Source organism: Stenotrophomonas sp. GQ19 (genome assembly GCF_059758695.1).
Genome location: NZ_JCAXES010000009.1, coordinates 190,617 through 211,474, shown reverse-complemented (window position 1 = coordinate 211,474; position 20,858 = coordinate 190,617). Strand labels below are relative to the sequence as shown.

The 20,858-nt window shown below is 68.8% G+C and carries 15 protein-coding genes; 12 read left to right on the top strand and 3 right to left on the bottom strand.

What is annotated here, in order from left to right:
• Window positions 1–81: 81 nt before the first annotated feature.
• Both AC6CHL_RS16700 and AC6CHL_RS16695 read right to left on the bottom strand, forming a co-directional pair.
• A complete protein-coding gene (locus AC6CHL_RS16700; RefSeq protein WP_463600113.1) occupies window positions 82–996 on the bottom strand; it encodes an AEC family transporter in 915 nt (304 codons plus the stop codon).
• A gap of 104 nt (window positions 997–1,100) precedes the next feature.
• Window positions 1,101–1,763, bottom strand: coding sequence for a tetratricopeptide repeat protein (locus AC6CHL_RS16695; RefSeq protein WP_498295407.1), 663 nt, complete (start codon window positions 1,761–1,763; stop codon window positions 1,101–1,103).
• Between the two features lie 161 nt (window positions 1,764–1,924).
• Here AC6CHL_RS16695 and AC6CHL_RS16690 point away from each other — a divergent pair, with 161 nt between their 5' ends.
• The 3 genes from AC6CHL_RS16690 (at window position 1,925) to AC6CHL_RS16680 (ending at window position 7,493) form a co-directional block, all read left to right on the top strand.
• On the top strand, window positions 1,925–5,626 hold the full coding sequence (locus AC6CHL_RS16690) for an indolepyruvate ferredoxin oxidoreductase family protein (RefSeq protein WP_498295405.1): 3,702 nt from the start codon (window positions 1,925–1,927) through the stop codon (window positions 5,624–5,626).
• A 281-nt stretch (window positions 5,627–5,907) separates the two neighbouring features.
• Complete coding sequence (locus AC6CHL_RS16685; protein WP_137191396.1) at window positions 5,908–6,165, top strand: helix-turn-helix domain-containing protein; 258 nt, start codon at window positions 5,908–5,910, stop codon at window positions 6,163–6,165.
• 2 nt (window positions 6,166–6,167) lie between these two features.
• Window positions 6,168–7,493: a type II toxin-antitoxin system HipA family toxin gene (locus tag AC6CHL_RS16680; protein WP_463600111.1), complete on the top strand. Its 1,326-nt coding sequence runs from the start codon at window positions 6,168–6,170 to the stop codon at window positions 7,491–7,493.
• Here AC6CHL_RS16680 and AC6CHL_RS16675 read toward each other — a convergent pair whose 3' ends face one another.
• On the bottom strand, window positions 7,494–8,114 hold the full coding sequence (locus AC6CHL_RS16675; RefSeq protein WP_498295403.1) for a DUF938 domain-containing protein: 621 nt from the start codon (window positions 8,112–8,114) through the stop codon (window positions 7,494–7,496).
• Between the two features lie 142 nt (window positions 8,115–8,256).
• On the opposite strand from AC6CHL_RS16675, the gene AC6CHL_RS16670 reads away from it, so the two are divergent.
• The 9 genes from AC6CHL_RS16670 (at window position 8,257) to AC6CHL_RS16630 (ending at window position 20,792) form a co-directional block, all read left to right on the top strand.
• Window positions 8,257–9,885 (top strand): TldD/PmbA family protein, encoded by a 1,629-nt coding sequence (locus tag AC6CHL_RS16670; protein ID WP_498295401.1) that lies wholly within the window; start codon window positions 8,257–8,259, stop codon window positions 9,883–9,885.
• Window positions 9,886–10,019: 134 nt separating this feature from the next.
• Window positions 10,020–11,654, top strand: a complete 1,635-nt coding sequence (locus tag AC6CHL_RS16665; protein WP_038691354.1) for a TldD/PmbA family protein — start codon at window positions 10,020–10,022, stop codon at window positions 11,652–11,654.
• A 21-nt stretch (window positions 11,655–11,675) separates the two neighbouring features.
• Complete coding sequence (locus tag AC6CHL_RS16660; RefSeq protein ID WP_498295399.1) at window positions 11,676–13,010, top strand: TldD/PmbA family protein; 1,335 nt, start codon at window positions 11,676–11,678, stop codon at window positions 13,008–13,010.
• A 7-nt stretch (window positions 13,011–13,017) separates the two neighbouring features.
• Window positions 13,018–13,719: a DUF4159 domain-containing protein gene (locus AC6CHL_RS16655; protein ID WP_038691357.1), complete on the top strand. Its 702-nt coding sequence runs from the start codon at window positions 13,018–13,020 to the stop codon at window positions 13,717–13,719.
• 61 nt (window positions 13,720–13,780) lie between these two features.
• Window positions 13,781–14,764: an AAA family ATPase gene (locus AC6CHL_RS16650; RefSeq protein WP_447591211.1), complete on the top strand. Its 984-nt coding sequence runs from the start codon at window positions 13,781–13,783 to the stop codon at window positions 14,762–14,764.
• Between the two features lie 7 nt (window positions 14,765–14,771).
• Window positions 14,772–15,668 carry a DUF58 domain-containing protein gene (locus AC6CHL_RS16645; protein WP_498295397.1) on the top strand — a complete coding sequence of 299 codons (897 nt, stop codon included), beginning with the start codon at window positions 14,772–14,774 and terminating at the stop codon, window positions 15,666–15,668.
• A gap of 2 nt (window positions 15,669–15,670) precedes the next feature.
• The gene (locus AC6CHL_RS16640; protein WP_498295435.1) at window positions 15,671–16,792 is read left to right on the top strand and encodes a BatA domain-containing protein; all 1,122 of its coding nucleotides are present in this window, start codon (window positions 15,671–15,673) and stop codon (window positions 16,790–16,792) included.
• A complete protein-coding gene (locus tag AC6CHL_RS16635) occupies window positions 16,789–18,969 on the top strand; it encodes a hypothetical protein (RefSeq protein WP_498295395.1) in 2,181 nt (726 codons plus the stop codon). The genes AC6CHL_RS16640 and AC6CHL_RS16635 overlap by 4 nt, the downstream gene beginning before the upstream one ends.
• Window positions 18,966–20,792 (top strand): hypothetical protein, encoded by a 1,827-nt coding sequence (locus tag AC6CHL_RS16630; RefSeq protein WP_498295394.1) that lies wholly within the window; start codon window positions 18,966–18,968, stop codon window positions 20,790–20,792. Before AC6CHL_RS16635 ends, AC6CHL_RS16630 begins: the two co-directional genes overlap by 4 nt.
• Window positions 20,793–20,858 lie beyond the last annotated feature (66 nt).

Genomic DNA, 20,858 nt, shown 5'->3' with positions numbered 1-20,858 from the left:
ACGCGCGCGGGCGGTGTCGGTGGCCCTGGTAGAGCAGCCGACCAACGGTCGGCTCTACCGGTTCTTCGGCTCTACCGGTTTTTATGCGGGTTGTTGCAGCACGGCTACCCACGCGGGCAGCGTCACCAGCGACAACAGAATGCCGTACCCCACCATCGCTGCGGCCAGCCGCGGTGCCAGCCGGTGCGAGATCGCCAGGGCGGCGGCGGTGATCATGGTCGGCATCGCCGATTCCAGCACGTTCACCTGCAGCATCGTGCCCTGCAGGCCCAGCAGCCACGAGATCGGCACCGCCAGGGCGGGCATCACCAGCAGCTTCAGCGCCAGCCCGATCCCCAGCGGGGTGAGTTCCTGGCGTGACAGCCGCAGCCGGATCGACAGGCCAACCGCCAGCATCACCAGCGGCAGCATCGCATCGGCCAGTTGCTTCAGGCCGTTACCTATCCAGGAAGGCGGCTGTTCGGGCATCAGCAGCAGTGCGAACAGCAGCGCCCACAGCGGCGGGAACCGCGCGATGCGGGCCAGCACCTGGGCCGCCGTGGGCGGGGTGTCGCCGCTGTAACGGGCAATCACGTACAGGCCGAAGGTGGACAGCAGCAGGAACGTGCCGAACTGGTCGTAGACCACCGCGTAGGGCAGTGCGGCGTCGCCCAGCAGGGCGCGCACCATCGGGTAGCCGATGAAGCTGGAGTTGGCCAGGGTCACGCAGATCAGCAGCACCGCGTGCACGTCGCGGGCAAAGCCGCACACGCGCGTGGCCAGCGACACCAGCGCCCAACTGGCCAGCATCAGCAGCCAGGGCGTGGCCATCAGCCCGATCAGGCTGGCATCCAGGTGCAGCCGCGGCACGTAGGTGAGCACCGCCGCAGGCAGGCACACATACAGCACCACGCGGTTGAGCACCTCGGCGCTGGTCTCGGGCAGCGCGCGCAGGCGCGCAAACAGCATGCCCAGGCCAAGCATGGTCAGGATCAGGGCGAACGCATCGAAAGCCATCGCAACAGCCTAGCCGATGCGCATGCCGCCGCCGCTCCGACCTTGGTCGAAGCGAGGTGCCACAGGTCCGGTCCGGGCGGCCGCCACAGGCAGCGCCCGGTGGCTCAGGGCCAGGCCGGCGGTTGTGCCGCCCAGGCCTGTTGCACCTCGGCCAGGGTGGCGCGCTCGCTGTCGCGCCAGCTGGGCAGCAGGTCGGCGTAGCGTGCGGAACTGCTCCATTGCTGGGGCTCGGTGCGTACCGCCGCGGCGTACCACTGCACGGCCTCGTCTTTGCGCCCCAGGGTCCACAGCGCCAGCGCGTAGGTGGCCGGCACCCAGGACGGGTTGCCGCGCATGCCGCCCTGGGCCGTGCTCCACTGTGCCAACGCCGCCTCCACCTCGCCCAGCCGGAACAGGTCCCAGCCGTAGTTCCAGCGCACCGCGCGCCCCGTCGCCGTGGTCGGCGGCGCGCTGCTGCTTGCCTCGGCGTACAGCGTGCGGCCCAGCTCCGGACGCCCCTGCGAGAACGCCACGCCCGCCAGCTGCACGGTGGCATCCAGCGCCTTGCGCCCGCGCTCGCGCTGCTTCATGAGCTGGTCCACCAGGTCGCCACTGCCGGCCGGCACCACCACCATCGGAACGGCAGCGGGATCGGTGTCGAAGTAGAACTCCTGCAACGCGGGCAGCGGCTGCGCCGCTACCCCGAATGTCGTCATTGCGGCGATGAACGCCGCAGCCAAACCAGCCGCCCGCATCACGCCGGCGCGCCCCTGTCTTGCCACTGCCATGCAAACTCCCCCGGGTTGTCACAACAACCTCCCATCCCGATCCTAACCCCAGCGTGCGCCCGGACGCGAGTGCCCGAGGTCCATTTCGGCGCCACTGCTACAATCCGCGCCTTTCCGGTCGTGTTTGCTGCGGCCGTGCCAGCCGACTTCCCGGGCCAGCCATGACCAGTACCGCCGAACTCACCTCGCCCTCCTCCGCCAACCAGCCCGACGCCGGTGGCCTGGACGCCAGCTATACGCTGGACCACAAGTACACCCGTACCGATGGCCGCATCTACCTGAGCGGGGTACAGGCGCTGGTACGGCTGCCGTTGATGCAGCGCCTGCGCGACGAGGCGGCCGGGCTGGACACCGCCGGCTTCATCAGCGGCTACCGCGGCAGCCCGCTGGGCGGCTTCGACCTGGAACTGTGGCGGGCCCGCCAGCACCTGGAGGCGGCGCGGGTGAAGTTCACCCCCGGCCTCAACGAGGACCTGGGCGCCACCATGGTCTGGGGTACCCAGCAGACCAACCTGTTCCCGGGCGCCAAGGTCCAGGGCGTGTATGGCATGTGGTACGGCAAGGGCCCGGGCGTGGACCGCTGCGGCGACGTGTTCAAGCATGCCAACGCGGCCGGCACCTCGGTGCACGGGGGCGTGCTGGCGCTGGCCGCCGACGACCATGCCTGCCGCAGCTCGACCCTGCCGCATGGCAGCGAGGACGAGTTCGTCAGCGCGATGATGCCGGTGCTCAACCCGGCCGGTGTGCAGGACATCCTGGACATGGGCCTGCTCGGCTGGGCGATGAGCCGCTATACCGGGCGCTGGATCGGCTTCAAGACCATTGCCGAGACCGTGGAATCCTCGGCCTCGGTGCAGGTCGACCCGTTCGCGCGGAAGATCCTGCTGCCCGAGGACTTCGAGATGCCGGCCGGTGGTCTCAACATCCGCTGGCCCGATCCGCCGCTGGACCAGGAAATGCGCCTGCACCGCTATGCGGTTCCCGCCGCGCAGGCCTTCGCCCGTGCCAACGGCATCGACCGGGTGGTCATGGACTCCCCGCGTGCGCGGCTGGGCATCGTTACCACCGGCAAGAGCTACCTGGACGTGCTGCAGGCGCTGGAATACCTGGGCCTGGACGAGCAGGCCTGCGCCGATATCGGCATCCGCGTGTACAAGGTCGGCATGACCTGGCCGCTGGAGCCGGTGGGCATCGCGCGCTTCGCGCAGGGCCTGGAAGACATCGTGGTGGTGGAGGAAAAGCGCGCCTTCATCGAGCGCCAGATGAAGGAGCAGTTCTACAACTGGCCGGCCAGTGCCGGCCCGCGCCCGTCGATCGTGGGCAAGTACGACGAGGCGGGCACCTGGATCCTGCCGTCCACCAACGAGCTGACCCCGGCCACCATCGCCGGCGTCATCGGCCGCCGCATCCAACGCTTCTTCACCAATGAATCCATCGAACAGCGCCTGCGCTGGATGGACGAAAAGGAAGCCGAGCTGGCCCTGCCGCGCGCCAGCTTCCCGCGCGTGCCGCACTACTGCTCCGGCTGCCCGCACAACACCTCCACCCGCGTGCCGGAAGGCTCGCGCGCGCTGGGCGGGATCGGGTGCCATTACATGGTCACCTGGATGGACCGCAGCACCGACACCTTCACCCACATGGGCGGCGAAGGTGTCACCTGGGCCGGGCAGGCCGCATTCACCGACACCGAACACGTATTCCAGAACCTCGGCGATGGCACCTACTTCCACAGTGGCTCGCTGGCAATCCGCCAGGCCATCGCGGCCGGGGTCAACATCACCTACAAGATCCTCTACAACGACGCGGTGGCGATGACCGGCGGGCAGCCGGTGGACGGCACCCTGAGCGTGCCGCAGATCGCCCACCAGATGCGTGCCGAAGGCGTGCAGACGATCGTGCTGGTGAGCGATGAGATCGGCAAGTGGAACAAGCGCGAGCTGTTCCCCGAGGGCGTGGAATTCCATGACCGCGCCGAGCTGGACGCGGTGCAGAAGCAGCTGCGCGAGGTGAAGGGCACCAGCATCCTGATCTACGAGCAGACCTGCGCCACCGAGAAGCGCCGCCGCCGCAAGCGCGGCAAGCTGGTCGACCCGCCCAAGCGGGTGGTGGTCAATTCGCTGGTCTGCGAAGGCTGCGGCGACTGCGGGCAGAAGAGCTTCTGCGTGTCGGTGCTGCCCAAGGAAACCGAGTTCGGGCGCAAGCGCGACATCGACCAGTCCAACTGCAACAAGGACTACAGCTGCACCACCGGCTTCTGCCCCAGCTTTGTCACCGTGCACGGCGGCAAGCCGCGCAAGGGCGCGCGCAGTTCGAAGACCGCGCTGCTGGACAACCTGCCGGCACCGACCTTCCGCACTACGCTGGAACAGCCCTGGAACATCCTGATCACCGGCGTCGGTGGCACCGGCGTGGTCACCATCGGCGCACTGCTGGGCATGGCCGGGCACCTGGAAGGCAAGGGCGCCAGCGTGCTCGACCAGACCGGGCTGGCCCAGAAGGGCGGCGCGGTCACCACCCATATCCGCATCGCACGTACGCCCGAAGACATCCACGCGGTACGCATCGCCGCCGGCGAAGCCGACCTGGTGGTGGGCTGCGACATGGTGGTGGTGAACGACTACTGGGCGCTGTCCAAGGTGCGCGCCGAGCGCTCGCAGGTGGTGCTCAACACCTATGAAGCAATGCCGGGCACCTTCACCACGCGCCCGGACATGCAGTTCCCCGCGGCCGACATCATCGCCGGCATCCGCGTGGCGCTGGGCGGGCGCGAGCCGCTGCTGCTCGATGCCACCCAGTTGGCCACCGCCCTGCTCGGCGATGCGATCGCGTCGAACCTGTTCATCCTGGGCTATGCCTGGCAGCAGGGGCTGGTGCCGATCTCGTTCGAGGCGCTGATGCGCGCGGTGGAACTCAACGGCGCGGCCGTGCAGATGAACCAGCAGGCGTTCGCCTGGGGCCGCCTGGCCGCCGTGGACCCGCAGGCCGTGCAGCAGGCCGCCGGCCTGGTGCGCAACGGCCACACCGATGCCGAGCGCACGCCCGGCCCGCTGCACGACCTGCCGCCGGGCGAGTGGGAAGGCAACGAATGGGGCGCCAACGCAGCCCCGCGCGATACCGGCGACGAGCGCGAGCTGCGTGGTCTGCCCGGCCATGGCGTGGGCGAGGATGTGGCGTTCCTGCCGCTGGACGACGAGCGCCTGTCGCGCTCGCTGGACGAGATGGTCGAACGCCGCGTGCGCTTCCTCACCGACTACCAGGACAGCGCCTACGCCGCGCGTTACCGCGCGCTGGTGGACAAGGTGCGGGCCGCCGAGTGGGACGCGGTGGGCAGCACCGCGCTGACCGAAACCGTGGCGCGCTATTACTTCAAGCTGATGGCCTACAAGGACGAGTACGAAGTGGCACGGCTGTACACCAGCGGCGAATTCCAGCGCCGCCTGCAGCAGCAGTTCGAGGGCGATTTCCAGGTGCGCTTCCACCTGGCCCCGCCGCTGTTTGCCAAGAAGGACGAGCAGGGCCGCCTGATCAAGCAGGAATACGGCCCGTGGATGCTCAAGGCGTTCGGCCTGCTGGCCAAGCTGAAGTTCCTGCGCGGCGGCACCTTCGACGTGTTCGGCCGCACCGCCGAACGCCGTGGCGAACGCCAGCTCATCGCCGACTACGAACAGACCGTGGCCCTGCTGCTGGAGGGGCTGCGCGATGACCGCGTGGCGTTGGCGGTGGAGATCGCCAGCATCCCCGAACACATCCGCGGCTACGGGCACGTCAAGGAAGCGCACCTGCACAAGGCCAAGGCACGCGAAGCCACCTTGCTGGCACAGTGGAAGAACCCGCGCGCCCTGCATATCGTGCAGGTGGCATGAGGTAAGCGAACGCTGGCATCGGGTGTGATGTCAGCGTTCGGCTACACCGGTAGGAACATTGCCAGAGTGAGACCCGTCTCACCACGGGAAAAGCAACGTATACATTGCATTTCGTAAATGCAATGTATGGGTTGCATTTGGCCCAAGCAACCTATAGGTTGCGAAGAGGTTGCGATTGATTTCCTTCATAGCGGGATTGCGGTCCCAACCGGCGCGTCGAACCCCGGATATGGTTCACCCGGTGGCTTGGCGGCACTCGTCGTCCAGCAGAGCAGACACCCATGAGCAATGACAGCCGCGTCGTACGCACGCCTCATCAACTGGGCGCATTGATGCGCGCTTTTCGCAAACAGGCGGGCTACAGCCAGGCCGCGCTTGCCGAACGGTTGGGGGTGTCGCGTCAGGCCATCACCGCGCTTGAGCGCGAACCCGAAGCCGCGACCTTTGAGCGGCTGATGAAGGTGTGGGCCGTGTTGGGTCTTGAGGTGTCGCTCCAGCGCGCCACACCCACCGCACAGCCGCCAGAGATGGAGTGGTAGCGATGGCAGCGTTGAAGGTCTGGATGAACGGAAGCGAGGTGGCCACGTGGCGCCATAGCGCCAACGCGCCCGCGGAACTGACCTACGCATCGTCCTGGCTGGAGTCGGAATCGCCACGGCCGTTGTCCTTGTCCCTGCCCCTGCTGCCTGCAGGGGCAAGCCACCGAGGTCACGTCGTCTCGGACTACTTTGACAATCTGCTCCCCGACAACCATGGCATCCGCAATCGCCTGCGTGACCGCTTCGGCACGCACACCGCAGGAACCTTCGACCTGCTTCAGGCCATTGGCCGCGATTGCGTGGGCGCGGTGCAACTGCTGCCCGATGGCACGCGCCCTGCGGATCTGCACAGTATCCAGTGCCGGCCGCTCTCCGACGCAGAGGTTGCCGATGTGCTGCGTGGGGTGACCAGGTTACCCGTGCCTGGCACTTCGCCACGCCAGGCCGATGATTTCCGCATCTCCATCGCGGGGGCGCAGGAGAAGACCGCGCTGCTCTGGCACGGTGGCACATGGTGCCTGCCAGCGGGCAGCACGCCCACCACCCACATCTTCAAACTGCCGCTTGGGTTGGTTGGCAACATGCGCGCCGACATGCAGCTGTCGGTAGAGAACGAGTGGCTCTGCATGCAGCTGATCGGCGCGTTCAACATCCCGACGGCGCACACGGAGATGGGCCGCTTCGAGGACCAGCGTGCGCTCATCGTCGAACGCTTCGATCGGCGTCTGGCACGTAGCGGGCAGTGGTGGCTGCGGCTTCCACAGGAAGACATGTGTCAGGTGTTTGGACTCCCCAGCGCAAAGAAGTACGAATCCGATGGCGGCCCCGGCATGCTCGAGATCCTGGCGCTGTTGAGGCAATCGGACCACGCACAGGATCGCGAGCACTTCTTCAAGACGCAGCTTTTGTTCTGGATGCTGGCCGCCACCGATGGTCATGCCAAGAATTTCAGTGTCCACATTCACGCCGGGGGCAGGTTCCGCCTCACACCGGTTTACGACGTGCTCTCGGTCTATCCCATCCTGGGCCGCGGTCCGGGGAAACTGGATCCGCACGATGCCCAGCTGGCCATGTCGGTGCGGGGCAAGAACCGGCACCGGAAGCTGCTCACCATTCTCCGTCGTCACTGGAATGAAACCGCCCGTACCGCAGGCATTGCGGCCGGGGCCGAGCCGTGGATCGAGGAACTGTTGGCTCAGGTTGAACCCGCCATCCGGCACGTCGGCGGGATGCTCCCGGACGGCTTCCCGATGCAGGTTGCCGAACCGATCTTCCAAGGACTTCGCACTGCCGCCTCGCGGCTGGCCGCGCAGTCCACCACCGCCTGATCACCCCCGCCGCCACACCCGCAACCGGTTGTTGGCCGGCATCGCCACATCCTCCACCAGCCGTAACCCCTGCGCGGCCGCCAACGCGTCCACCGCCTCCGCATCACGGATGCCCGAGTCCGGATCGCGCGCCTTCAACCACCCATCGAACTGCCGGTTGCTGTCACTGCTGAACGCACCGCCGTCATTGAACGGCCCGTAGATGCACAGCAGCGCGTTGTCCGCCATCACCGCCGGCAACCCGGCGAACAACGCCTGCACGTGCGTCCAGCTCATGATGTGCAGGGTGTTGGCACTGAACACCGCATCGAAGCCCCGCGGCGCCTCCGGCAGCGGGCCCAGGCCCGGCCGGGGCGACAGCACCGCCTGCAGCGGCCACGGTGCGGGCGCATTGGGCAGCGCGGCCTGCGCCAGGCGCTCGGCGATGCCCGGCAGGTAGTCCGGGTGGTCGCTGGCCTGCCACTGCAGGTGCGGCAGCTGTGCGGCGAAGTACGCCGCGTGCTGCCCGGTGCCACTGCCGATCTCCAGTACGCGCGTGCGGTCGTGCAGGTGCCGCTGCAGCACCGCAAGAATCGGCTCACGGTTGCGTTCGCAGGCCTCGGACCAACGTTGCTGGCTCATGCAATGCTCAAGATGAATTGGACAAGACACATCCAACCATGACCGCAGTCACTTGTGCCACTGCCGCCTGCCACCGAAAGTCGAGGACTTGTCCACTGTCGCCGGCGCCTTGCCCGCGACCGTACCCGGGGAATCGCAAGCTGTGCAACGCCGTGAGTTTCTGACGCTGTCTGGAATGGGCCTGGCTGGCCTGATGCTGCCGCACTCCCGCCTGATCGCCGCCGAGCAGCTGCTCGAGCCGGGCGACGTGGCCCGCAAGAAGGCGCTGGCCGACGCGGCACTGGCGACCGCCAAACGGCTGGGGGCCAGCTACTGCGACGTACGCATCGGCCGCTACCTCAACCAGTCGGTGATCACCCGCGAGGCGCAGGTGCAGAACGTCACCAACCGCGAATCGTCGGGCATCGGCATCCGGGTGATCGTCAACGGCGCCTGGGGCTTTGCCGCCACGCACCAGCAGACACCGGCCGCAGTGAAGGCCGCAGTGGAACAGGCGGCCGCCATCGCCCGGGCCAACGCCGGCATCCAGACCCGTCCGGTCCAGCTGGCATCCGTGCAGGGCGTGGGTGAGGTGAGCTGGAAGACGCCCATCCGCAAGAACGCGATGGCCGTGCCGATCCAGGACAAGGTCGACCTGCTGCTGAGCTTGAACGCCGCCGCGCTCAATGCCGGCGCCAACTTCATCAACTCCACCCTGTTCCTGGTCAACGAACAGAAGTACTTCGCCTCCAGCGACGGCTCCTTCATCGACCAGGACGTGCACCGCATCTGGCTGCCGTTCACCGCGACCGCGATCGACAAGAGCAGCGGCAAGTTCCGCACGCGCGCCGGGCTGTCCTCGCCGATGGGCATGGGCTACGAATTCCTGGACGGCGATGCCAACGGCAAGATCGCCCTGCCCGGCGGCATCACCGCCTACCGTGATTCCTACGACCCGGTGGAAGATGCCATCGCCGCGGCGCGGCATGCGCGCGAGAAGCTCAAGGCCCCGTCGGTGAAGCCGGGCAAGTACGACCTGGTGCTGGACCCGTCCAACCTGTTCCTGACCATCCACGAGAACGTCGGCCACCCGCTGGAGCTGGACCGTGTGCTGGGCTACGAGGCGAACTACGCCGGTACCAGCTTTGCCACCCTGGACAAGCGCGACGCCGGCTACCGCTGGGGCAGCGAGCGGGTCAACTTCTTCGCCGACAAGACCGCCCCCGGCAGCCTGGGCGCGGTGGGCTACGACGACGAGGGGGTCAAGACCAAGCGCTGGGATCTGGTCAAGGACGGCATCCTGGTCAACTACCAGGCCACACGCGATGAGGTGCACATCCTGGGCGAGACCGAATCACACGGCTGCAGCTACGCCGATTCCTGGTCCAGCGTGCAGTTCCAACGCATGGCCAACGTCTCGCTGGCCCCGGGCAAGACCCCGCTGAGCGTGGCCGACATGATCAAGGACGTGGAGAACGGCATCTATATCCACGGCCGCGGCTCGTACTCCATCGACCAGCAGCGCTTCAACGCGCAGTTCGGCGGCCAGCTGTACTACCAGATCAAGAACGGCCAGATCACCGGCATGGTCGAAGATGCGGCTTACCAGATCCGCACGCCGGAATTCTGGAATGCCTGCAGCGCGATCTGCGATGAACGCGACTTCCGCTTCGGCGGCTCGTTCTTCGACGGCAAGGGCCAGCCCGGCCAGGTCTCGGCGGTGTCGCATGGTTCGTCGACCACGCGCTTTGATGGCATCAACATCATCAACACCGCGCGCAGCCTGGGATGAGCATTCCCTGCCTACCCTGCATTTCGTCATTTGACGCCCCCTTCCGATGGCCGCAAGAATCGGGGCCACCGCCCCGGCGGTCGCTGTGATGTCGCCGTTTCCCTGCCACCCCCACACCGACGTGGAGAGCTGCCTTGCAAAGACGTGACTTCCTCGCCCTCACCGGGCTTACCGCTGGCGGACTGATCGTGCCGTCATTCTTCGGCAAGGTGATCGCCGCCGAGCAGCTGCACAGCACGCTGGACCTGGGGCTGAAGAAGCGCCTGGCCGACGCCGCGCTGGCCGCTGCCCGCCAGGCCGGCGCCACCTACTGCGACGTCCGCATCGGGCGCTACCTGCGCCAGTTCGTGATCACCCGCGAAGACAAGGTGCAGAACGTGGTCAACACCGAATCCACCGGTGTGGGCATCCGCGTGATCGTCAACGGCGCCTGGGGCTTTGCCGCCACCAACCAGCTGGGCACCGCCGACGTGGCGCGCGCCGCGCAGCAGGCGGCCGCCATCGCCAAGGCCAACTCGGGCGTGCAGACCGCGCCGGTACAGCTGGCCGCCGCACCCGGCGTGGGGGAAGTGAGCTGGAAGACCCCCATCCGCAAGAATGCGATGGACGTGCCGATCAAGGAGAAGGTGGACCTGCTGCTGGACGTCAACGCCGCGGCGATGGCCGCCGGCGCCAGCTTCGTCAACTCGATGCTGTTCCTGGTCAACGAACAGAAGTACTTCGCCTCCACCGATGGCTCCTACATCGACCAGGACGTGCACCGCATCTGGGCCCCGATGACCATCACCGCCATCGACAAGGCCAGCGGCAAGTTCCGCACGCGCGAAGGCCTGTCCGCGCCGATGGGCATGGGCTACGAATACCTCGATGGCGCCGCCGCCGGCAAGGTGCTCACCCCCAACGGGGTGGTCAACTACAGCTCCTCCTACGACATGAAGGAAGACGCCATCGCGGCGGCCAAGCAGGCGCAGGAGAAGCTGAAGGCACCGTCGGTGAAGCCGGGCAAGTACGACCTGGTGCTGGACCCCTCGCACACCTGGCTGACCATCCACGAATCGGTCGGCCATCCGCTGGAACTGGACCGCGTGCTTGGCTACGAAGCCAACTACGCCGGCACCAGCTTCGCCACCCTGGACAAGCGCGAACAGCACTTCCAGTACGGCAGCGACAAGGTCAACATCTTCGCCGACAAGACCCAGCCGGGCAGCCTCGGCGCGGTGGCCTACGACGACGAAGGCGTCAAGACCAAGCGCTGGGACCTGATCAGCGACGGCAAGCTGGTGGACTACCAGACCATCCGCGACCAGGCCCACATCCTGGGCAAGACCGCCTCGGACGGCTGCTGCTATGCCGACTCCTGGTCCAGCGTGCAGTTCCAGCGCATGGCCAACGTGTCGATGGCGCCGGGCAAGACCCCGCTGAGCGTGGCCGACCTGGTCAAGGACGTGGAAAACGGCATCTACATCATCGGTGACGGCTCCTTCTCCATCGATCAGCAGCGCTACAACGCGCAGTTCGGTGGCCAGCTGTTCTACGAGATCAAGAACGGCAAGATCACCCGCATGCTTGAAGACGTGGCTTACCAGATCCGCACGCCGGAATTCTGGAACGCCTGCAGCGCCGTGGCCGATGAACGCGACTACCGCCTGGGCGGTTCGTTCTTCGACGGCAAGGGCCAGCCGGGCCAGGTCTCGGCGGTCTCGCACGGGTCGTCCACTGCGCGCTTCAACGGCATCAACGTCATCAACACCGCGCGCAGCCTCGGCTGACCGGTCAGGAGCCTACGAATCATGAGTATCTTCACCGAAGCACAAGCCAAGGCCATCCTCGACAAGGTCATCGCGCTGTCCAAGGCCGATGAATGCACCGCCGTGCTGGCTGGCTCGATCAACGGCAACATCCGTTTCGCGCTCAACAACGTCTCCACCAGCGGCATCGTGGACAACACCGAACTGGCCGTCACCGTGGCCTTTGGCAAGCGCGTGGGCACCGCCTCGATCAACGAGTTCGACGATGCCGCGCTGGAACGCGTGGTGCGCCGCGCCGAAGACCTGGCCCGCCTGGCCCCGGAAAACCCGGAGTTCATGCCGGCCATCGGCAAGCAGACCTACACCGCCAGCCCCACCTTCAGCGCGTCCACCGCCGCCATCGACCCGGCGTTCCGCGCCAAGGTCGCCGCCGACTCGATCGCCCCGTGCCGCGGCAAGGGCCTGATCGCCGCCGGCTTCCTGGAAGACGGCCAGGGCTTCTACGCCACCGCCAACAGCAACGGCAACTTCGGCTACCAGCGCAGCACCAACTTCGATTACACCTGCACCGTGCGCACAGAAGATGGCCGCGGTTCGGGCTGGGTGGGTCGCAACCTCAAGGATGCCGCCGACTTCAAGGCCGACCAGGACATCCAGATCGCGATGCGCAAGGCCACCGAATCGCAGGAAGCCAAGGCGCTGGAACCGGGCAAGTACACGGTGATCCTGGAGCCGGCCGCCGCGGCGGGCCTGATCAGCTTCATGATGAATTTCTTCAGCGCGCGCTCGGCCGATGAAGGCCGCAGCTTCCTGTCCAGGAAGGGCGGCGGCAACAAGCTGGGCGAGCAGGTCTACGACCCGCGCGTGAACATGCATGCCGACCCGTGGCACCCCGAAGCCCCGGTGCTGCCGTGGGATGGCGAAGGCATGCCGCGCGGCAAGCTGCCGATCATCGAGAACGGCAAGGTCGCCAACCTGGAGTACACCCGGTTCTGGGCGCAGAAGCAGGGCAAGACCGCCAATGCCACCCCGGGCAACCTGCTGATGAGCGGCGGCGACAAGAGCACCGCCGATCTGGTGCGCGGCACCCAGAAGGGCATCCTGGTCACCCGCACCTGGTACATCCGCATGGTCGATCCGCAGACCGTGCTGCTGACCGGCCTGACCCGCGATGGCACCTTCTACATCGAGAACGGCCAGATCAAGTACCCGGTGAAGAATTTCCGCTTCAACGAGTCGCCGGTGATCATGCTCAACAACATCGAAGAGCTGGGCAAGCCGGTGCGCGTGGCCGGTGACGAGTCGAACTTCGTGATGATGATTCCGCCGATGAAATTGCGCGATTTCACCTTCACCTCGTTGTCCGACGCGGTCTGATGCACGGATGAACCGCGCGCAGTTCCTGCGCCTGCTGCTGGGCAGCGCCGCATTCGCGGCGTTGCCCTCACTGGCGCGCGCCCAGGCCGGTCGTTACGACTTCTGGTTCACCCGCCTCAAGTACGACTCCGGCGACTGGGACGTGGATGCGCGCATGCCGTCCAACGTGATCACCTCGCTGATCGATTACACCTCTTTGCGCGTGGACCCGACCGAGCATGTCATCGCCCTGTCCGATCCACGCATGCTGGAAGCCCCGTTCTGCTACCTGGCCGGGCACAAGCTGGTGGAGTTCAACGCCGCCGAGCGGCAGAACTTCGTGCGCTATGTGCGCAACGGGGGCTTCGTGTTCGTGGATGACTGCAACCACGACATCGACGGTCTGTTTGCCAAGTCGTTCGAGGCGCAGATGGCCAAGCTGTTCGGCCCCAAGGCGCTGAACAAACTGCCCAACAGCCACGCGCTGTACCGCAGCTTCTTCCGCTTCCCCGACGGGCCGCCCGCCACCGGCTTCGAGCTCAATGGCTGGGGCGATGACCTGGTGCATGACTACCTCAAGGGCATCGAGGTGGATGGCCGGCTGGGTCTGCTCTACAGCAACAAGGATTACGGCTGCGAGTGGGACTACGACTGGCGCAACAAGCGGTTCCTGGCCGAAGACAACACGCGTTTCGCGGTCAACATCGTGATGTACGCGTTGAACAACTAGTTTCTTCCTGATTCTTCAGCCACGCATGGCGTGGCTCTACATCGATTGATGCGAGCGCCTTATGACCCCCGACCGCCTTGATGCCCTTCTACCCAAACTGCAGCACCTGCGCAGCGCGCTGGGCCAGGCCGTGGTTGGCCAGCACGCGGTGGTGGAACAGCTGCTGATCGGCCTGCTGGCCGGCGGCCATTGCCTGCTCGAAGGCGCGCCGGGGCTGGGCAAGACCCTGCTGGTGCGCTCGCTGGGCCAGGCGCTGGAACTGCAGTTCCGCCGGGTGCAGTTCACTCCGGACCTGATGCCCAGCGACATTCTGGGTACCGAGTTGCTGGAGGAAGACCACGGCACCGGCCACCGCCACTTCCGCTTCCAGCAGGGCCCGATCTTCACCCACCTGCTGCTGGCCGACGAGCTCAACCGCACCCCGCCCAAGACCCAGGCCGCGCTGCTGGAAGCCATGCAGGAGCGCACGGTCAGCTACGCCGGTACCACCTACACCCTGCCTGCCCCGTTCTTCGTGCTGGCCACGCAGAACCCGATCGAGCAGGCCGGCACCTACCCGTTGCCCGAAGCGCAGCTGGACCGCTTCCTGCTGCACGTGCGCGTGGATTACCCCACCGAGCAGGAAGAGCGCGACATCCTGCTGCAGACCACCGGCAGCGCGACCGGCAGCGTGCCCAAGGTGATGGACGCCGACGACGTGCTGGCCCTGCAGGCCGCCGTGCGCCAGGTGCATGTCAGCGATGACGTGCTCACCTGGATCACCCGGCTGGTGCGCGCCAGCCGCCCGGGCACTACCGCGCCGGAGGCGATCAACCAGTGGGTGAAGTGGGGCGCCGGCCCGCGTGCCGGGCAGTCGCTGGTGCTGGCCGCCAAGGCGCGCGCCCTGCTGCAGGGCCGCTTCGCCGCCACCCGTGAGGATGTGCAGGCGCTGGTGGCACCGGTGATGCGCCATCGCCTGCTGTTGTCCTTCGCCGCCGAGGCCGAGCAGAAGAGTGCCGACGATGTGATCGCCGCGCTGCTGCAGGCCGTGCCGTTCCCCGCCTGAGCCCGCCGTGACGCTGCACGCCCCCATCGCCATTCCCGCCGACGTGCGCAGCCGCCTGAAGGCGCTGCGTCTGTTGCCGCGGCGTGCGCGGGGTGCGCACGGCATCGGCCAGCATGCCAGCCGCAGCCGCGGTGCCGGGCTGGAGTTCGCGCAGTACCGCGCCTACGAGCCGGGTGACGAACTGCGCCAGATCGACTGGAAGCTGTACGCCCGCTCGGACCGCTTCTTCGTGCGCGAATCCGAACGCGAAAGCCCGATCACCAGCTGGGTGCTGGTGGACGCCAGCGCCTCGGCCGCCCAGCACGACCGCGCCCGCCCGGACTGGTCGCGCCTGGACCACGCCTGCGCCACGGCCGCCTGCCTGGTCGAACTGGCCCTGCAGCAGGGCGACCGCTTCGGGGTGATCGCCGTCAACGGCCACGGCGTGCAACTGATACCCGCTGGCAGCGGCCCGCGCCAGCGCGACCGCGTGCACCTGCTGCTGCGCCAGCTGCAGACCCACGGCGGCTGGCCACCCGCCGACAAGCTGCGCCCGGTATGGGAGCGCGTGCAGCCCGGCGACCTGCTGGTGGCCCTCGGCGATGGCTTCGACGCGGCCGGCACCGTGCTGCTGGAACGCCTGGCCGCTGCGCGCCGCGAGGTGCTGCAGGTGCAACTGCTGGGCGCCGACGAACGCGACTTCCCGTTCACCGACGGCCACCGCTTCCGCGATCCGGAAACCGGCGAGGAACTGCTGGGTGACGGGCGCGCCATCCGCGCCGATTACCTGGTCCGCTTCGCCCAGGCCCAGCGCGACCTGCAGGCACGCCTGCACGCCAGCGGCATCGCGTATGCGGTGGGCTACCTGGACCAACCGCTGGATGCACCGCTGCGCCAGCTGTTCGGCCCGGGCGGCGGCGCATGAGCCTGGCGCTGCTGTTCCCGCTGGGCCTGCTGGCGCTGGCTGCGTGGCTGGTGCCGTTGCTGGTCCACCTGGCGCGCCGCCACCAGTACGCACCGCTGGAGTTTGCCGCCCTGCGCTGGCTGCGCGCCAAGGTACGGCCGCGCCAACGCGTTCGTTTCGACGAGTGGCCGCTGCTGCTGGTGCGCCTGGCGCTGCTGGCCGCCCTGGCGCTGCTGCTGGCGCGCCCGGTACTGCAGGGCAGCGCTGCCGACACGCATCCGGTGGTTGCGGTGGCCCCCGGGCTGGATGTCGCCGCGCAGCACGCACGGCAGCCGAACGCCGATTGGCGCTGGCTGGCACCGAGCTTCCCGCCGCTGGATCAGCCCGCCCCCACCGGCGCGCAGCCGCTGGCCAGCCTGCTGCGCGAGCTGGACCAGCAATTGCCTGCCGGCACCCCCTTGACCGTTTACGTGCCCGACCCGATGCCCGGCACGGACGCCGAGCGCCCGCGACTGTCGCGCACCGTGCAGTGGCAACCGCTGGCGGCGGCCAAGCCGAGCCCGGCGCAGCCGACGGCACGCGCGCCGCGCCTGCACCTGGGCGTGGATGCCGATGCACAGGCGCAGCGCGTGTTCGATGCGGTGCAACGCGCCTGGAGCGCCGCGCCGCTCGCACCGACCAACGCGGCCGTGCCCGGCAACGACGAGGTCGGCGTGTGGCCGTCCAACGCCCCGCTGCCACCGGCCTGGCAGGCCTGGCTGGCGGGCGGCGGCACAGTGCTGGGCAGCGCACCGGCGCCGCCCGGTGCGGCCGGGGTCGTGGTGCTGCGCGACGCGGAGGGCGCGGCGGTGCTCAGCGAATACCGCATCGGCAGCGGGCGTCTGCTGCGCTTCCACGCGGCAGTGTCACCGGCGGCGTCGCCGGGCCTGCGCGACCCGGAGTTCCCGCGACGGCTGCTGCAGCTGGTTCGTCCGGTCGCCGCGCCACAGTGGGTAGCCGCGCGCGCGCACGCGCCGTTGCAGGGTGCCCAAGCGCCCACGCCGCAGCCGCTCGACCTTGCACCGTGGCTGCTGGCATTGACCGTGCTGCTGTTCGCGCTTGAACGCTGGCTGGCCACATCGCCCCGGCGTGGGGGGACGGCATGATCGCCGCCCTGCAGCAGCGCTGGCGGCAGGCACGCCGACGCCGGTGGTGGTCGACGCTGCTGCTGGCATTGCCGCTCGCGTTGGGCGCCACGGCCGTGGCGTTGCGCCTGGGCGGGTTCGATATCGCCACGGTGGTGCTGCTGGTGGCGCTGCTGGCCGGCGTGGCACTGGCCACTTGGCGCAGCCGCCAACTGGACCGGCGCTGGCTGGTACGCCAGCTCGACCGCCACGCCGCACTGCAGGACAGCGCCGACCTGCTGTTCGCGCCCGACGATGCGCTCAACCCCCTGCAGCGTCGGCAGCGCGCGCATGTCCACGCCGCGTTGCAGGCGCGAACGCCCGACCTGCGCGCGGCGTGGCCGCGCCGCGCCTTGCTGGTGGCCTGGCTGGGTGCGCTGGTGCTGATCGCGCTGGCACTGGGATGGCCGCGTACCAGCGGCGGCACCGCGCGCCCATCGTCGGCCACCGCCCCGCTTGCCACGCCCGCACAACCGCCCCGCCTGCAGTCCGGCCGGCTGGCGATCAACGCCCCGGCCTACACCGGGCAACCGGCCCGGGTACAGAGCACACTGGATGCAAAGGTCGCGCAGGGCAGCGCGCTGCAGTGGTCACTGCGCTTCAGCGCGCAGCCCAGCGAGGCCGTGCTGCAGTTCCACGATGGCCGCCGTGTCGCCCTGCGTCGCGCGGGCGACACCTGGACCGGCACATGGACCGCCGACCGCCCCGCGCTGTACCGCGTGGTCACCGTACCGGCGCTGGCGGGGCCACGCCTGTACCGCCTGGATGTGCTGCCCGACCAGCCGCCGCGCGTGCGCGTGCTCGCCCCGGACCGCACGCTGGTGCTGGGCACGCCCGGGCAGCGGCAGTGGGTGCTGCAGTTCGAGGCCAGCGACGACCACGGCGTGGCTGCCGATGCCCAGCTGAAGATCACCCTGGCCCAGGGCAGCGGCGAGAACATCACCTTCCGCGAACACACCCTCACTCTGGCCAGCAGCGGCACGCCCACGCTGCGCCGCTTCGCGCGCACGCTGGACCTGGCCGCGCTGGGTGCCGAGCCGGGCAACGATGTGATCGCCCAACTGCAGGTGCGCGACAACCGTGTGCCCACGCCACAGACCGCGCAGAGCACCAGCGTGATCCTGCGCCTGCCCAGCGTGGAGCAGGTGCAGGGCGCGGAACTGGACGGCATGGTCAAGAAGACGTTGCCCGCCTACTTCCGCAGCCAGCGCCAGATCATCATCGACGCCGAGGCGCTGATCAAACTGCGTCGCCAGCTGCCTGCCGAAGAATTCATCAAGCGCGCCGATGCCATCGGCGTGGACCAGCGCATCCTGCGCCTGCGCTACGGCCAGTTCCTGGGCGAGGAGAGCGAAGGCGGCGCCAAGCCGCCGCCGACCAGCGACGCGCTGCCCACCAGCGACACCCCCACGGCCGATGCACACGACGACACCGATGCGCACGCGCATGCGCAGGCCGAAAAGAGCGACCACGCGCAGGCCGGCCATGACGGCCATGACCATGCAGGCGCCACGCCGGAGGCACCGCCGGTGTTCGGCAGCGCCACCGACGTGCTGTCCGAGTACGGCCACACCCACGACCACGCCGAAGCCGCCACCCTGCTCGACCCGCAGACCCGCGCCACGCTGAAAGCCGCCCTGGACCAGATGTGGTCGTCCGAAGGCGAACTGCGCCAGGGCCGGCCCGACGCCGCGCTGCCCTACGCCAACAAGGCCTTGGCCTTCATCAAGCAGGTGCAGCAGGCCGAGCGCATCTATCTGGCGCGGGTGGGTCCGGAACTGCCGCCCATCGATGAAAGCCGTCGGCTCAGCGGCGACCGCACCGACCTCGGCAGCCGCACCCTGCCCATCGCCGCGGTGCCCGCGCCGGAGCCAGCCATCGTGAGCGCCTGGCAACAGCTTGCCGACCCGGCCAGCACGCCCGACCTGGATGCCATCGCGCAGTGGCTGCAGCGCAACGACAGCCGCCTGCCCGATCCGCTCAGCCTGGCCGCGGCCATCGAAGAGCTGCGGGTTGCACCGGACTGCGGCGAGTGCCGTGCGGTGCTGCGCGCGCGCCTGTGGCGGGCGTTGTCGCGGCCCAGTCCGCAGGTGTCGCGGCGCACGCCTCCCGATCGCATGGGCCAGACCTACCTGGATGCCCTGGAGGCCACGCGATGAATGACGCCGCCTGGATCGCGTCGGCACTGCTGGCCATCGTGCTGATCGGCAGCGTTCGCACGCTGCTGCAGCAGCGTCGCAACCCCACGCACGGTACCGCGCGCATCGTCGCGCTGCTGGTGCTGCAGGTCGGCGCGGCCGCGCTGCTGTACCTCACCCTGCTGCCACCGCCGGTGCACATCGCCGCCCAGCGCCTGACCATCCTGACCGGCCACGCGGCGGCCACACCGAACGCAGCCGGCGACGACAGCGTGATTGCACTGCCGGAAGCGCCGGCGCGCAGCGGCGCCCGCGTCGCGCCCGACCTGGCCACGGCATTGCGCCAGCACCCCGGCACGCAGGCCCTGGTACTGCAGGGCGATGGGCTGGTGGCGCGTGACCGCGACATCGCGTTGCCCCGGCAGGTCACGCTGCAGCCAGCCGCCGCGCCCCGCGGCTGGGTCGCTCTGCAACCACCGGCCATCACCGTCCCCGGCGCACTGTTCACGGTGCGGGCGCGGGCCCAGGGCGTGACCGGTGCGCGCGCCGAACTGCTTGATCCGGCCGGCATCGTCGTGGACCGCGCCGCGCCCGGCCGCGATGGCAGCGTCGCGCTGGACGGCGTTGCCCGTGCCAGCGGCCGCAGCGAATTCAGCCTGCGCCTGCTCGACGCCGACAGGCACGTCGTGGATACCGTGCCCGTGCCGTTGCAGACCGACGACGCCCCCGGCGTGCGGGTGCTGGTGCTGGCCGGCGCCCCCACGCCGGAGCTGAAGTATCTGCGCCGCTGGGCAACCGATACCGGCCTGGAGTTGCACGCCCAGGCCAGTGCGGGCGCCGGGGTGGTGCTCGGCGACGCACCCGTGGCCCTGACCGCCGCGCGTCTGGCCGCCACCGATGTGCTGATCCTCGATGAGCGCAGCGTGGCCGCGCTTGGCCCGCCCCAGCGCGCGGTCGTGCAGCAGGCACTGCGCGATGGCCTCGGCGTACTGGTGCGCAGCAGCGGCCCGCTCACTGATGGCACGCGGCAGACACTGCGTAGCTGGGGCCTGGCGACAAGCGGCAGCAACCAGAGCCTGCCGCTGCGCCTGGCCGCCGATCCGGATCCTGCGCTGCTGCAGGCGCGGCGTGGGCCGCAGCGCGCGGCCAGCGCACCCACCGCCGCCATCGACGAAGCGGACAGCACCTCGCACAACGCCCCGTTGCCTGCGCTGGAGCAGTTCAACCTGCGCGCCCTGGATGCCACGCCGCTGCTGCGCGATGCCAACGGTGCCGCGCTGGGCGGCTGGCGCGATGTGGGCCGTGGTCGCCTCGCGCTGCTGCCCGTCACCGACAGCTACCGCCTGGTGCTGGCCGGCCGCGACGATCGTCATGCCGAGCTGTGGAGCAGCGTGGTGGCGACGCTGGCGCGCCCGCTGGCGACCCCTGCATCGGTGCGCCTGGGCAGTGCCACGGCTTGGGCCGGCGAACGCATCGCGCTGTGCGCGCTGGCCGACGGCACCACCGTGCGCAGCCCGCAGGGCACCACGGTAGCGCTGCACATCGACCCGGGTACCGCCGGCGACCGCTGTGCCGGCTACTGGCCGCAGCAGCCAGGCTGGCACCAGGTGCAGATGGGCACACGCGCCCAGGCGTTCTACGTGTTCGACCCGGCGCGCGCGCAGGCCATGCACCGCCAGCAGACCCGCGATGCCACCGCGCTGCGGCTGGGCACTGCCACCGCCGCATCGACCGCCGCGGTCGTTCCCGCGCCCGGCCCGCGCTGGCCGTGGCTGCTTGGCTTCCTCATGGTGGCCGGCCTGCTGTGGTGGTTGGAGCGTTGGCGCCCGCGCGGCACACCGTAACCCGGCACGCTGCCCGCACAGCCACCATTCATCACAACGTGCGCTCCGTTTCTGCATGCCATGACT

Coding starts and splice junctions, on each gene's coding strand:
- AC6CHL_RS16700 (WP_463600113.1), bottom strand. CDS start 996: ATGGCTTTCGATGCGTTCGCCCTGATCCTGACCATGCTTGGCCTGGGC.
- AC6CHL_RS16695 (WP_498295407.1), bottom strand. CDS start 1,763: ATGGCAGTGGCAAGACAGGGGCGCGCCGGCGTGATGCGGGCGGCTGGT.
- AC6CHL_RS16690 (WP_498295405.1), top strand. CDS start 1,925: ATGACCAGTACCGCCGAACTCACCTCGCCCTCCTCCGCCAACCAGCCC.
- AC6CHL_RS16685 (WP_137191396.1), top strand. CDS start 5,908: ATGAGCAATGACAGCCGCGTCGTACGCACGCCTCATCAACTGGGCGCA.
- AC6CHL_RS16680 (WP_463600111.1), top strand. CDS start 6,168: ATGGCAGCGTTGAAGGTCTGGATGAACGGAAGCGAGGTGGCCACGTGG.
- AC6CHL_RS16675 (WP_498295403.1), bottom strand. CDS start 8,114: ATGAGCCAGCAACGTTGGTCCGAGGCCTGCGAACGCAACCGTGAGCCG.
- AC6CHL_RS16660 (WP_498295399.1), top strand. CDS start 11,676: ATGAGTATCTTCACCGAAGCACAAGCCAAGGCCATCCTCGACAAGGTC.
- AC6CHL_RS16655 (WP_038691357.1), top strand. CDS start 13,018: ATGAACCGCGCGCAGTTCCTGCGCCTGCTGCTGGGCAGCGCCGCATTC.
- AC6CHL_RS16650 (WP_447591211.1), top strand. CDS start 13,781: ATGACCCCCGACCGCCTTGATGCCCTTCTACCCAAACTGCAGCACCTG.
- AC6CHL_RS16635 (WP_498295395.1), top strand. CDS start 16,789: ATGATCGCCGCCCTGCAGCAGCGCTGGCGGCAGGCACGCCGACGCCGG.
- AC6CHL_RS16630 (WP_498295394.1), top strand. CDS start 18,966: ATGAATGACGCCGCCTGGATCGCGTCGGCACTGCTGGCCATCGTGCTG.